At 69.2% G+C, this 13,420-nt stretch carries 12 protein-coding genes; 5 read left to right on the top strand and 7 right to left on the bottom strand.

Going from position 1 to position 13,420, the window contains the following annotated elements; all coding sequences use genetic code 11:
• Nucleotides 1–634: 634 nt before the first annotated feature.
• The 5 genes from ACWGDE_RS26990 to ACWGDE_RS26970 all read right to left on the bottom strand — a co-directional run bounded on the left by ACWGDE_RS26990 (nucleotide 635) and on the right by ACWGDE_RS26970 (nucleotide 4,100).
• Nucleotides 635–1,108, bottom strand: a complete 474-nt coding sequence (locus ACWGDE_RS26990; protein WP_453391629.1) for a GntR family transcriptional regulator — start codon at nucleotides 1,106–1,108, stop codon at nucleotides 635–637.
• 11 nt (nucleotides 1,109–1,119) lie between these two features.
• Complete coding sequence (locus ACWGDE_RS26985; protein ID WP_453391628.1) at nucleotides 1,120–1,581, bottom strand: hypothetical protein; 462 nt, start codon at nucleotides 1,579–1,581, stop codon at nucleotides 1,120–1,122.
• A gap of 172 nt (nucleotides 1,582–1,753) precedes the next feature.
• Entirely contained in the window at nucleotides 1,754–2,083 is a 330-nt protein-coding gene (locus tag ACWGDE_RS26980) for a hypothetical protein (RefSeq protein WP_453391627.1), read from the bottom strand.
• Entirely contained in the window at nucleotides 2,080–2,664 is a 585-nt protein-coding gene (locus ACWGDE_RS26975) for a hypothetical protein (protein WP_453391626.1), read from the bottom strand. Before ACWGDE_RS26975 ends, ACWGDE_RS26980 begins: the two co-directional genes overlap by 4 nt.
• Nucleotides 2,661–4,100: an SAM-dependent methyltransferase gene (locus ACWGDE_RS26970; RefSeq protein ID WP_453391625.1), complete on the bottom strand. Its 1,440-nt coding sequence runs from the start codon at nucleotides 4,098–4,100 to the stop codon at nucleotides 2,661–2,663. Before ACWGDE_RS26970 ends, ACWGDE_RS26975 begins: the two co-directional genes overlap by 4 nt.
• 208 nt (nucleotides 4,101–4,308) lie before the next feature.
• Here ACWGDE_RS26970 and ACWGDE_RS26965 point away from each other — a divergent pair, with 208 nt between their 5' ends.
• The 5 genes from ACWGDE_RS26965 (at nucleotide 4,309) to ACWGDE_RS26945 (ending at nucleotide 10,185) form a co-directional block, all read left to right on the top strand.
• Nucleotides 4,309–5,709 carry a Tat pathway signal protein gene (locus ACWGDE_RS26965; protein WP_453391624.1) on the top strand — a complete coding sequence of 467 codons (1,401 nt, stop codon included), beginning with the start codon at nucleotides 4,309–4,311 and terminating at the stop codon, nucleotides 5,707–5,709.
• A gap of 72 nt (nucleotides 5,710–5,781) precedes the next feature.
• Nucleotides 5,782–6,270 carry an SAM-dependent methyltransferase gene (locus tag ACWGDE_RS26960; protein ID WP_453391623.1) on the top strand — a complete coding sequence of 163 codons (489 nt, stop codon included), beginning with the start codon at nucleotides 5,782–5,784 and terminating at the stop codon, nucleotides 6,268–6,270.
• A gap of 521 nt (nucleotides 6,271–6,791) precedes the next feature.
• Entirely contained in the window at nucleotides 6,792–7,700 is a 909-nt protein-coding gene (locus ACWGDE_RS26955; RefSeq protein ID WP_453391622.1) for a hypothetical protein, read from the top strand.
• A 902-nt stretch (nucleotides 7,701–8,602) separates the two neighbouring features.
• Complete coding sequence (locus ACWGDE_RS26950; RefSeq protein WP_266579111.1) at nucleotides 8,603–8,800, top strand: helix-turn-helix transcriptional regulator; 198 nt, start codon at nucleotides 8,603–8,605, stop codon at nucleotides 8,798–8,800.
• Nucleotides 8,791–10,185 (top strand): tyrosine-type recombinase/integrase, encoded by a 1,395-nt coding sequence (locus ACWGDE_RS26945; RefSeq protein WP_453391621.1) that lies wholly within the window; start codon nucleotides 8,791–8,793, stop codon nucleotides 10,183–10,185. The genes ACWGDE_RS26950 and ACWGDE_RS26945 overlap by 10 nt, the downstream gene beginning before the upstream one ends.
• 160 nt (nucleotides 10,186–10,345) lie before the next feature.
• On the opposite strand, the gene exaC is transcribed toward ACWGDE_RS26945, so the two are convergent.
• Nucleotides 10,346–11,869, bottom strand: coding sequence for an acetaldehyde dehydrogenase ExaC (exaC, locus tag ACWGDE_RS26940; RefSeq protein ID WP_453391620.1), 1,524 nt, complete (start codon nucleotides 11,867–11,869; stop codon nucleotides 10,346–10,348).
• 125 nt (nucleotides 11,870–11,994) lie between these two features.
• Nucleotides 11,995–13,266 carry a GAF domain-containing protein gene (locus ACWGDE_RS26935; protein WP_453391619.1) on the bottom strand — a complete coding sequence of 424 codons (1,272 nt, stop codon included), beginning with the start codon at nucleotides 13,264–13,266 and terminating at the stop codon, nucleotides 11,995–11,997.
• Nucleotides 13,267–13,420 lie beyond the last annotated feature (154 nt).

Below are 13,420 nucleotides of genomic sequence, written 5' to 3'. Positions count from 1 at the left end.
GCCGTCGTCGGTCAGGGTCTTCAGGGCGCCGGGGTCGCCGACCTCGACCAGTTCGACGTTCAGGTTGAACGCGTCCTGAGCCGTGCTCGTGGGCTGGGCCTGGGTCAGGCCCGGGTTGGGATTGCTGGCCACTTCAACTCCTCTTGCTGGTTTGGGTGTGATCGTTGTGCTGTCGGCCAAGGGCGTGCGGCTCACCGCGCGCTTCCTGGCCATCCCTCTCCGACAGGCCGGAGCGGGAAGTCGTGGGCCGTCCCCGGCCCGGTCACGTTGGGAGGACCGGTTGGGGGCGGCACTGCCGGGACCGTTCAGCCGGGGCGCTGAAATCGGTGGAGGCTCGCCCTGGAGCGGAGATGGGCGTCAATTCCTATGCCAGGGTTGTGCGGCGCGGGGCGAGCCCTCGACACCGGTGCGGTCTCGGCGAAGCAGTGCTCGGGAGAGCATCTGCCGGACCATGCGTCTGCGGTAAGCGCGGGCCAGCAGTGCGGCGATCGGACCTACCACCGGCATGGCGGCCAACTGCTGGAGCCGCTGCAGCCTGCGGCGCTGCGCCGCCCTCACCGAGGTGCCCGCGGGGCGGTGGACAGCGGCTTGACGGCGACGTCGGCGTCCGGCAAGCCTGTGGATCCTGTGTAGTTCACGAGACGCCCTCCGCAAGTGCCACCGGGACGTAGTGGCCCGGACCGTAGGCTCCCTGTTCGTCGTAGCGGAGGGTTCCCTCGGATGTGAGGAACCGGAGCGCGCGCTGCACGTGGTGCGGGAGCAGTCCGAACTCTTCGCCCAGCAGCCCGGTAGGCAGAGCCTGTCCCGGCACGTAGTGGCCGGCCCGGATCCGGTCGCGGACGGCACCGTGAAGGACGCGGTCGCGGGGGTGCGGTTCGCGAGTACGGAGCCGGACCGGCATGCCCCCGGTGCGCAGCGCGATCTCGCCCAGGCCGTCCAGACGCAGGAGTCCCTGGTGCACGTGCTTTTCCGGCAACCCCAAGGCCAGGGCCAGTTGCTTGGTGCTCGGCAGGGAGGTACCCGGCTGACACGCGGTGGTGATGTGCTGGTGCACGATGACGCAGGCCCGGTCCAGGATCCGCATGCTCTCGGGCCTCGTGCCAGCCATGCCGATGGCGGTCATGCCGAGGCCGCCGGATACATGGCAGGGGCAGGCCCTCTGGACCACTGCCCGGACCACCCCGCGGGCATGGAGGAGTACGCACGCGCAGCGGCGAGGGTCGAAGTCGTGCCGGACGAAGCCTGGTCCAGGACCTCGTCCGCGACCTCCTCCGTCATCCAGGCCAGTCGGCGCAGGAGGCCGAGGTCCTGGGTGTCGAGGCGCAGCCGGTCACGTACCTCGCGCAGGAGGGCGCATGCCCGCGACCGTGTCCCCTCCGTGAGCCCGGTTTGGATGTGGCGGGAGGCCCGGTCCGTCAGCGAGCCGAGGTCCACGGCCAGGCTGGCGGTCAGCGGACGGACGTCGGGTGAATCCACGGCGTCGTCGAGGACGTGGTTGAGGGCATCCCAGAGGCCGCTGCCCTCGCTGGTGATGTCCTCGTACCGGGAGACCGCGAGGGCGCGCAGCAGACGCCAGGTCACCTGCTCCGCCTCGGGAGGCGTGCGAGGGACACCGGCGGGCGCCGTGCCCGGCCACGGAGGTGGCGAAGTTAAGCAGCCTTGCGGTGTGGGGATCGGAAGCGACGGACCCACGGAAGCTCCTTGGACAGGGAAATGGATGTCGGGTGTCAGCACCGGGCGGAGGATCCGTCGGCTACAAGGGACGGCGCGGGCCGCGGTGCAACGCCTCGTACGGGCGGACGATCTCGTGCCGGGTCTTGACCACCTGCGGGGCGTGGCCGCGGAGGATCACGCGCTTCGCGGAGCTGTCGAAGCCCGGGGAGAACATGTTGGTGATCTCGTACGCCGTGCTGTCCAGGACCAGCCAGTCGCCGACCCGGATCTCCCGTGGGGAGGCGTCCCAGACATCACCCGGAGGCGCATTGCGTACCGTGCTTGTGAACAAGGTGTCGTGTGCCGGGTCCGGCTCGTAGTCCTCGAGTCCGGTCCAATAGGCGTCGTCTTCAAAGTCGGGCAGCGTCACGAGTCGGTCCTGGCGAGTGCGAGAGGGCGAGCGCTGCCGCCGGGAGCCGCGCAGGCGGACTGTCCGGCGATCAGCAGGTTGAGGTGCGGCTTGAGCTCGGGCGGGAGCTGGAGCAGGTGACGGCCGCCTTCGGAGCGGACCTCCTGCCAGCCCCACGTCCCCGTGATGTGTGCCGCGAGCCGGTCGTCGGGGGTACTGCAGCGCAGCCATAGCGGTGTCCGAAGGTTGCGGGCGAAGTGGTTGGCGAGCCAGAGTGAGACCAAGCGTCCGGCATTCCGGTGGGCCGGGTCGGTGTAAAGCAGGAACAGGCCGACGCTGCGCTCCTGTCGCTCGGAGGCGCTCCAACCGGGGCCCGGGGATGTGGGGTCCAGCTCCCACATCGCCACGAGTTCCTCGTCCTCGAACAGGCCGTGCAGTTTCAGGTGGTCCCCGGTGCCCAGCGGCAGGATCAGGGCGTAGTCCCTCTCCTGGTCGACCGACCGCCCGCAGTCGGCCTCGCGCGACCAGCGCCGGGCCAGCAAACGGCTCGCTTGAGGGAAGTCGGCGGGAGTCAGGGCTCGCACACAGTAGGGGGCGGTCACCGTGACACCTCCAGGTCCGCGCCGCTCACGGCCGCTTCGCGTGCTGCGGCGACCCGGCGGCTCCGGGAGGAAGACAGATGCGGTCCGCGAGCGACGAAGGCGTACGAGCCGTACAGCGGTGCTCGGCCGCCGACGGCGTGGAGCCCTCCCAGAGGAACAGCGATGATGCCGGGGACGTCCACGTCCCAGCCCTGAACCAGGGCGAGTAACTGCTTCAGGCTCCGGGGCCGGTAGAGGATGCCCGCCTTCCTGTAGAGCCCGGCGAGGGCGGGGGTGGACTCCGGGTGGCTGTCGGCGGCCGTGTGGACGACGGACAGCACGCTGCCGGCAGGCAGCCAGTTCCGCAGAGTCTCCAGCAGGTGCTGGGCCTTCTCGTCGCTGATCCAGGGCAGGACCTCATGCAGCAGCACGGCCATCGGGCGTGCGCGGTCCAGACGCGCGATGGCCGGCTGGTCGAGCAGGTGAACCGTCCGGGTGATGTCGGCGTGCAGGTCCAGCTCCCGGGGTGTCTCCGCGAGCCAGGTTCGGACGTGCGCCTGAACTGTCGGGTCCCGGTCGACGTAAACGACGGTGGATTCCGGTCGGTGGCGCTGGGCCGCGTCGTGCGTGTTGCGTCCCCGGCGCTGCGGCAGACCGCAGCCCAGGTCAAGGAACTGGGTGATTCCCTGTTCCGCGAGGTGCGCGACGGTCTCCTGGCCGTGGTTGCGGGCCGCGGCTGCGGCCCGGTCCAGCCACGGCGCTGCCGTAAGCAGAGGCCGGCCCAGAGCGCGGTCGGCCGAGAAGTTGTCCGTGCCGCCGGTGATGAAGTCGCACACCCGCGCCACGGACGGCGTGGACAGGTCGAGCTTTGGCAACTCGGGCTCGCACTCCGATGTGGGCGTGGCTACCGAGGGGGCCCGCGCAGGCAGGTCGGCCGACGGTACATGGTCCGGCAGGAAGGGCTCCACGGCCACGGTCGCGCTCGGTCCGGTGGTGTCGCGGTTCGTCAGCAGGTAGGCGCTGACGACCTTCCCCCTCCCATCGGGTCTGGGGGAAGCACCCCAGTAGGCGGACAACTGCGTGACGATGGACAGTCCGCGGCCGTCCTCGGCCAGGGCGCCGGAGAGGGTGACCCTCGGCACCGGGGGCGAAGGATCAGGATCCGCGACCTGGGTGATCAACGCTTCCCCGGGGACCAGGGTGAGAGCGACCAGGCATCCGCTCGCTGAGGCGTCCGGCGCCGCGTGCGTGACGGCGTTGGTGACGAGCTCACTGCAGACCAGGGTGGCGGAGCCCTCCAGGTCCGGACGACCCCACCGGGCCAGCTGGTCCGTGACGAAGTCCCGTGCCATCCTTACGGATTCAGGGCGGCTGGGCAGTGCCAGACAGGCCGAGAGGGCGGTGGGGGAGGCCAATGCCTCAAGCAGGTCGCCGCGCGTGATCCGGTGGGAGTTCATCGCTTCACCTCATTCCTCTGACGCGGTCGCAGACGCTTCTGCAGAGCGGTCTGGTGGATGCAGCCGATGGCCGAACTGCGGCCAGGCACGTGGCCCTTGGGGCTACCGTTACGCTCAGCGAACCGCGTTTCACCCGGTGTGGGTATCCCATGGAAGGCGCGGTACTGCGTAAAGCGCGTAAAGATCGTTTCGTGGACGGGGGCTTCCGGTGCCGCGTGAGCGCAACACCTTGCTGGAGGGCGTGCTGCACCAACTGGGCTGGTCGCAGGCCACCACCGCCCGGCATATGCAGCGCGTGGCAGCCGAAGTCGGTGCCGACGACTTGAAGGCGGTGTCGGCTTCGCACATCAACCAGTGGGTCCGCGGATCGCACCCGGCGCCGCCGGCGACCCGTATCTTGTGCGAAGCGCTGTCGCGAGGGCTGAACAGTCGAGGGATCCACCGGGTCATCACGGCTGCCGACATCGGGCTCAAGGACCCCGACGAACAGGCAGGTTCGGACCCACGGGACAGCGACCCAATCGCACAACTTGTCGATCTCGGGGGGACCGACTTGGACCTGGAGCGCCGCCGCGCCCTCAAGGGCGCCGTCTTCTCCCTCGCGGGGATGTTCCTGCCGTCCGACCGCTGGTGGCAGGACGCGGTCACCGCAGCTCAGACACGGAAGCCGTCGGCCGGGTGGCATGTCGGCCCGGACGACGTGGCCGCAGTACGGGAAATGACACAACTGCTCTCCCAGCGCGAACAGCGCCGAGGTGGCGCAGACGGCCGATCCGCCCTCGTGGCCTACCTCCGTACCGACGTCGCCAGCTACCTCGGCGGCCGATTCCCCGACCAGCGCACGCGGAAGGAGATGTTCACCGCCGCCGGCGAATTGGCCTACTTGGCCGGCTGGACCGCTTTCGACTCCTCCGAGCACGCGCTCGCCCAGAAATGGCTCGATGCAGCCCTGCGGCTGTCGGCCGAAGCCGACGACGCCCCTCTGGCAGGCCACATCCTCCGCGCCCAGGCCCACCAGACCCTGGACCTCGGGCACCCCGCCCAGGCCCTTCGACTGGCCGAGACATCCGTGGCCCACCGCCGCTACACGGATGCGAGCCCGCGCGAACGCTCCCTCCTCGGAGTCGTTCACGCCCGCAGCCTGGCAGCTGCCGGCCACAAGCAGCAGGCCATCGCCGCACTGCTGCGCGCCGAGGACGACCTGCGCCACGCCGAGCTCGGAAACGACGAGCCCGCCCGGGTCTTCTTCTTCTCCGAGGCGTCACTCGCCCACGAAACGGCCCGCACCCTCCAGGTCCTGGGAGACTTCCGGGGAGCCGAGCGCGAGTTCCTGCGCAGCGTCCGCACCCGCCGGGCCCAGCCCTTCGCCCGCACCCACGCAGTCACCCTTGGTCTCCTGGGCGCGGTGCAGATACAGCGGGGAGCCGTCGACGTGGCCTGTGCCACCTGGTCCCAGGCCCTGGACGCGATGCAGGGAGTCCAGTCCGGCCGGGCCCTGGACACCGTGGTCCAGATGCGCCGGTCCTTGTCTCCCTACCGCAGCCGCGGAGGTACGGCGCTGGCGCAACTGGACGACCGCGCTCGTACGGTGATCGGCCGGGTACGCTGACCGCGCCATCAAAGCATTGGTCCGTGCCGGAGCAGCGTCCAGGCCGGACTGGTAGTCGCAGGGGAGGATTGCGTGCACGACCCGATCACGCTGGAGGCCATCGCCCATGTTGTCGGCGGCCACCAGGAGCCGGCTGACGACTATCAAGGCGGAGTCGAATCGATCATCCGCCTCCACCCGGAGTTTCCGCTGGACACCTTGCAAGGCCTCGACGAGTTCTCCCACTTGGTCGTCACCTGGCACTTCCACTTGGGCTCCGACGCCGACCTCCACCTCGGAGCCCGCAGCCCCCGGAACAACCCGGACTGGGAGCCCACCGGCACCTTCGTGCACCGAAACCACAGGCGCCCCAACCGCATGGCGACGTCGTTTCCCCGGCTGCTCAAGGTCGATGGCAGAGACCTGCACGTCACCGACCTCGATGCCGTGGCCGGAACCCCGATCTACGACCTCGGCCCCTACTTCGAGCAGATGGGACCCCGCGGCCTTGTGACCGCCCCGGTCTGGCCAGCGGTGATGCTGGCGAACTACTGGGATCCCGCGGCTGCGCGACCTGAGTAGGACCTGACGTCGGGATTGTTGGAAGGGGCTGCGTAGCGGTCGCAGATGGCCGGTTTTCCGGTGCATGGTGACCGCGACCGCCTTCTAACGGTGGTGGTCCCGGTGGAGCGGAGGTTGGATTCCGTCACCGTGGCGCCCGCGCCGGTTCCGGAGCGGGCGCGTGATCCGCTCCACCGGGCCGCCGGCCGCCCCAGGACCGTGGACCCCGCAGCTAACTCAGCCGCGATGGAGAAGGCCGGCTGCTTCCTTGACGATCGCTGCCACGAGGCCGGTCACGAAACAGCCCAAGACCTTATCGATCAAGCTGGATTCCTGCCGCCGTACCGCTCGGGCCGGTCGGGGGCGTGCGCGGTGCTGCTTACGTCGAGCCACAAGATCCTCCAAGGGATGCGTGCTCTCGCGTGTGGGCAGCGCAATCTGGAGCGCCACGCGAGGGATTCCGTCTCACGCACCAGACCCTGCCGGGGGGAGTAATTGAGAGACCCGGGGATGCGGCCTCATCTCGGTGTAACTTCCAGGGCGTGGAAGAAACCCAGGTCAGAGAGTGGCAGCCAGGCACGGCCGAGGACTTGGTGTGCGATGCGGAGGCCCTGGGCATCGAGCAGGTCTCCACACGGATGATCACCGACTGGGTGGAGGTCGGACTCTTGGCCGCCCCGGAGTTTCAGAAGTCCACCCAGCGCGGCCGAGACCACAGCCTGTTCCCCGCACTCCAGCGTCGGCTGTTCACCGAACTGCTCGAAGCTCGAACGAGATCGCCCCTCAAGCGGATCCCTCACCACACCATGATTCCGGTGGTGTTGTTCGTCTGGCTGACCAGCGACACCGTCGTCCCGGTTGCGCAGGCGCGCAGGGCTCTTCGCACGTATGCGCAGACCACCGGCAAGACGAACAAGGCCCGGCGACAGGAAAGTGCTCGTCGCATCGTGGACCAGTTCGCGCACCCGTCCGCCACCCATCAACAGCGCCGCACCGCGCAGCTGCTTATCGAGGAGGGAGAGAGGACCCGAAATCCGGACTGGGGAAAGCTGCACTCGGCGCTCACCATCCTTTGCTCGCCGTGGCGAGCCACCGGCCTGCCCCTACTGGAGCGTGGCATCGGCCGACCGGACTTCCCGATGACGGTGACCGACTCCATCGTGATCAGCGTCGCTGCTCAGCAGGTCGCGGCCCGGCTTCGTGTAGAGCAAGTCCGCGAAGACGACCTCCTGGAAGCGCGAAAGGTGCACCGGCTCGACTGGGCGCAATACGAGGCGGCGCGGAGCCAGCAGCAACCCGAAGGGACGACCCCCGGATTCTTCGCTGTCCCCGAAGGTATGGAGGCGCGAGTACGGGAGCAGGTGCACGCATACACGGGCACCCTCGCAGGCACGCTGGGGATTATCGCCGAGGTGGCCACCAGGGCACGGGTCGGTCGACATCCGTTCTGATCACGGAACACCGTCGAGCGCGCCGATGCTGGTGTCTCATCCTCCTCACGTCAGGGACTGACGTCGGGCCATCGCCACGGCAGATCGGTCCGCTTCTTTGCAGACGCCAGGGTGCCTGGCGATCGGTTCGCCCACGGCAGACGGCAACGACGCCCAAACGACTGGAACCTTCCGTTCGGGCATGTCAACGTACAACGTCCCTAGTCAGACGGGTGACGTGGACGATCCGATGTCAACGCCGACCCGACATTGCCCGAGGAGGACGACTGTCCGAGACTCTGCCTAGCTCGCTCCGTTTCACTGCCCTGCCCCCCTTCGTCCTTGGCGTCCTGAACGCTGCCACAGCCCAGATGGGGGGATCGAGGAACCCTGGCTACCGCCATCTGTCTCTGCGTGTGCGCCGTCGACCTCTTCGCCGAGGACCAGCTCCAGCGAAGCCGTGAGGTTGTGGGTGAAGTGACGCGGGAGCCCTAACCGCTATCTCTTCGTTGAGGACCGGTTCCAACGTGAACTACGCGGCGACCGGCACGTCCTCGCGTACGTGGCCGCGCACCCGAGGGCCTCTGCGGTGAGCGTTGCCCGAGGCCCTGAGGTCTCCTCGCGCAGGGTCGAACCAAGCCTGGAGCGCTTCGTAGCCGCCGGCTCGTGGTGCACGCCGGGCACGACGCAGCGGTCCGCACTTGCAGTCTGTCCTGTGATCCGCAGCCATTGGCGGCGCGCAATATAGCGGGCAATCCCCGGTTTCGGAAACCGGGGATCGTCCGGACCATTGTCTTCGTTCACATGTCGCTGTGCTTGGCGGTGGAGCGATGCGAACGCAACAGTCCATTCGCTGCGCGGAGTGGCAGGCAACGTCTGTCCCACTTGCGCGGCACGTTGTGCATCTATGCGAGGAGATGGAAATGGCTCGACCGCCTGCCTTGAAGCTTGCGGAGGTTCTGGCGGAGATCCGCATGAGTCCGTCGGCGTTCTACCGTATGCGCGCGCGAGGGCAAGCGCCTCGGATGACGAAGCTGCCAAACGGCGAACTCAGGTGCCGTCGTTCCGACCTGGACGCCTGGTGGGATGCTTGTGAGAAGGATTTTGACACTTGGCGCTGAGTTACAACGTCCGCTTCTGGGAAATACGCGAGCGTGCTGGGCGGCGAAAGCCGTTCATGGTCCGCTGGACGGTCAGTGGGCTCGAAAAGTCGGAATCGTTCATGACTGCCGGTCTCGCGGACAGTCGACGTTCCAAGCTGATGACCGCGGCCCGGGACGGGGAGCCGTTTGACGAGCAGACGGGTCTTCCGGCATCCGAGTTGCGGACCCTGAAGCAGAGAACGACATGGTACGACCTGGCCCACGAATACATTGACGATCGATGGGCGCGCACGCCGGGCAATACGCGACGCACGCTCGCTGATGCGTTTGCCACCATCACCCCCGCGTTGGTGCGGCCAGGTGCAACGTATGCGGAGCCACGTGTCCTGCGACGGGCTCTGTACTCGTGGGCCTTCAACAAGAATGCCTGGGAGCAAGAGCCTGCCGATGACTGGCAGCACGCGCTCGACTGGATCAAACGCAATTCACTCCCCGTCAGCTCCCTGGCGGAGGCGGATGTATTGCGGCGCGCGCTGGACGCACTGTGTCGCAAGCTCGACGGCAAGCAGGCTTCGGCGAAGACCGCGAGGCGTAAGCGGGCAGCGTTCAACGAGGCCTTGAACACGGCGGTGGAGAAAGGGTACTTCGCTGACAACCCCCTGAACGGGATCAGGTGGAACGCGCCGACTGTCAACGACGAGGTGGACCCGGCCGCCGTGCCCAACCCCCTCCAGGTGGCGCGGCTGCTGGCCGCAGTCGGGCAGCAGCGCGGGCGCGGCCCTCACCTCGAGGCGTTCTTCGGCTGCATGTACTACGCCGCGATGAGGCCGGCGGAGGTGATTCACCTCCGCATCGAGCAATGCCACCTGCCCAAGACGGGATGGGGGCTGCTCAACCTGTCCGGCGGTGTCGTCGCCGCCGGCAAGGATTGGACGGACGACGGCGAGGTGTACGAAGTGCACTCGCTCAAGCGCCGTGCCGCTACAGCGACACGCCCTGTGCCCATCCCGCCCCAGTTCGTGAGCATGCTTCGCACGCACATCGACCGCTTCGGCGTTGCCCCGGACGGCCGGCTGTTCCGGAATCAGGCAGGCAACTACGTAGAGGCCGGGGCGTACGGCATCACATGGTCGAGGGCAAGGAAGTACGTCCTGACCCGGACGGAATTCGCCATGGGTCTGGCCAAGCGACCCTACGACCTCCGGCATGCCGGGATCTCGTTCTGGCTGCACTCCGGGGTTGACCCCGCCGAGTGTGCACGGCGGGCCGGACACACCATCCATGTCCTGTTCAAGCACTACGCCAAGTTCCTGGACGGTGTGCAGGAGCAGGCCAACCGTCTCATCGAGCAATCGATGGAGGAGTGGAACCGCGTCAGCCGGGGCGCGGGACCTGCGAAGTGAGACCGGTTTGGTCCGTGACTGGTCCGGAAGCGCTGGTCAGGAGCGGGACAGGGGTGGGAGGAACTGGGAGGAACGGAGTAAATCGCTTCTCGTTTCGAGTGAGTTGAGCCAAAGGCGCCTGACGGGCAAAAGCCCAGGTCAGGCGCCTTTTCTCGTGCCTCTAGAAGAAGCCGAGCTTCTTCGGGGAGTAGGAGACCAGGAGGTTCTTCGTCTGCTGGTAGTGCTCCAGCATCATCTTGTGGGTCTCGCGGCCGATGCCCGACTGCTTGTAGCCGCCGAAGGCCGCGTGCGCCGGGTAGGCGTGGTAGCAGTTCGTCCAGACGCGGCCCGCCTGGATCGCGCGGCCCGCGCGGTAGGCCGTGTTGATGTCGCGGGTCCAGACGCCCGCGCCCAGGCCGTACGCCGTGTCGTTGGCGATCCGCAGGGCGTCGTCGAAGTCCTGGAACGAGGTCACCGAGACGACCGGGCCGAAGATCTCCTCCTGGAAGATCCGCATGCGGTTGTCGCCCTCGAAGATGGTCGGCTGGACGTAGAAGCCGCCCGCCAGCTCCCCTCCGTGCTCGATCCGCTGACCGCCCGTCAGGATCTTCGCGCCCTCCTGCTGGCCGATCTCCACGTACGACAGGACCTTCTTCAGCTGCTCCTCCGACGCCTGGGCGCCGATCATCGTGTCCGTGTCCAACGGGTGTCCGGGCACGATCAGTTCCGTACGGGCCACGGCCGCGTCGAGGAAGTCGCCGTAGCGGCCGCGCTCGATCAGGGCGCGCGAGGGGCTGGTGCACACCTCGCCCTGGTTGAGGGCGAACATGGTGAAGCCCTCCAGCGCCTTGTCGCGCAGGTCGTCGTCCGTGGTCCAGATGTCGTCGAAGAAGAGGTTCGGGCTCTTGCCGCCCAACTCCAGGGTGACCGGCTTGAGGTGCTCCGCCGCGTACTGCATGATCAGCCGCCCGGTGGAGGTCTCCCCGGTGAAGGCCACCTTCGCCACGCGCGGGCTGGAGGCGAGCGGCTTGCCGGCCTCCTCGCCGAAACCGTTGACGATGTTCACGACGCCCGGCGGCAGCAGATCGGCTACCAGGCTCAGCCAGTAGTGCACGGAGACCGGGGTCTGCTCGGCGGGCTTCAGCACCACCGTGTTGCCCGCGGCGAGGGCCGGCGCCAGCTTCCACACCGCCATCAGGATCGGGAAGTTCCACGGGATGATCTGCGCGACGACGCCCAGCGGCTCGTGGAAGTGGTAGGCGACCGTATCGTCGTCGATCTGGCTGAGCGCGCCCTCCTGGGCGCGCAGCGCGCCCGCGAAGTAGCGGAACTGGTCGATGGCGAGCGGCATGTCGGCGGCGAGGGTCTCGCGGATCGGCTTGCCGTTCTCCCAGGTCTCCGCGACCGCGAGGGCCTCCAGGTTCTGCTCCATCCGGTCCGCGATCCGCAGCAGGATCGTGGACCGCTCGGTGATCGAGGTGCGCCCCCATGCCGGCGCGGCGGCGTGCGCCGCGTCCAGCGCCCGCTCGATGTCCTCGGCCGTGCCGCGCGCCACCTCCGTGAAGGTCTCGCCTGTCACGGGCGAGGGGTTGGCGAAGTACCGGCCGAGGGCGGGCTCGACGTACTCGCCGCCGATGAAGTGGCCGTAGCGGGACGCGTACGACATGAGCGCGCCTTCGGTGCCGGGCGCAGCGTAACGGGCCATGGTGGACCTCCCCTTGCCGGGCGCCGGCCGCCGTCGGACAGCGCTCGCGGTGAGGCTAGGGGCGCACAGGTTGCCGGTACGTTGCACGGCCGCGCAGCGCACCACCGTGCGGTGAACCTTCCCGGTCACGGCACCAGTTCCGCGTCGATGGCCCGTACGCGGGCCAGCGCGGCCGTCCGCTCGGCAGGCGGCAGCGCCGCCGCCAGTGCCCGCCAGACCTCCCGGTCCTCCGCGCCCCACGGGCTGCACACCCAGTCGGTCAGCAGCCCCGTATCGGCCCGCGCGATCACCGCGGCCCGCGCCTGGTCCTCGATCCGGCGGCGGAGTCGGACGATCCCGGGCGCCGTGGACGCCGGAAGCAGCGGCCCCGGGTAGCGGGCCAGCGCCGCGGAGACCGCGCCGGAGGCGAGGTGACGGGTGACGGCGGTGAAATCGGCCTCCAGCGGAACGGCCGCGCGGTAGGGGCGGGAGAGCGGGGCCCGGGCGCCCAACAGCCCGCGCAGGCGCGACATTTCGGCCCGCAGGGTGACCGGTGACACCGACTCGTCCTCGTACAGGGCGATCGCCAGCTCGTCCCCCGACATTCCCTCGGGATGGTGCGCGAGCAGGGCCATGATCTCGCTGTGCCGCCGTCCCAGCCGGATCTCCCGGGCCTCCCCGCTCCCGTGCCCGTCACCGACCAGCAGCGCCTCGTCCCGGCCGAGCGCGGTCAGGGAGTCCCCGACGGGCCGCGGGAGGGGATCCAGCAACGCCAACTGGGCCTCCGCCGCACGAGCCACCGCCCGTACGAAGGCCAGGGAATGCGGATGCGCCAACCAGTCGCCGCCGGTGACGTCCACGGCGCCCAGCAGCCGCCCGGTGCGCGGATCGCGGACCGGAGCCGCCGCGCAGGTCCACGGGTGCACCCGGCGGCTGAAGTGCTCCGCGCCGAAGACCTGGACCGGCTCGCCGACCGCCACCGCGGTGCCCGGCGCGTTGGTGCCCATCGCCGTCTCCGCCCAGCGGGCGCCCGGAACGAAGCCGAGGCCCTCGGCGCGCCGCATCGTGGCGGGCTCGCCCTCCACCCAGAGCAGGCTGCCCCGCGCGTCGCACACCGCCAGCAGGTGCTCCCCGTGCGCGGCGAAGGCCCCCACGAGCTCCCGGAACAGCGGCAGTACCCGGGCCAGCGGGTGCTCCTCGCGGTACGACCGCAGCTCGGCGCCGGCCAGCTCCAGCCCGGGTGCGCACTCGGGGCTGACCCGGGCCCGGGCGCAGCGCCTCCAGGACCTCGCGATCACCGCCCGCACCGGGGCCTCGACCCGGCCGTCCCGGGTGAACGCGGCATGGGCCCGCCGCAGTTCCCGGGTGCGTTCGACGGGATCGGCCCCGCCCGGCAGGGCCACCGAAGGATCGTCCATGTCACCCTCCCGCGGCGGCGTGGTACCCGGAGCGCCCCATCGTCGTACCGCCCCGGCGCCCCGGCAAGCGGTACGTCGGCCACTACGCGGGCCGGTCCGCGCCGAAACCCGTCCCGGCGGGAGCCACGACGCCCGGGCCCGGACGGCCTACTCC

Source organism: Streptomyces sp. NPDC054956 (assembly GCF_053609185.1).
The sequence above is the reverse complement of the archived record's forward strand: the minus strand, read 5'-3'. Positions and strand labels throughout refer to the sequence as shown.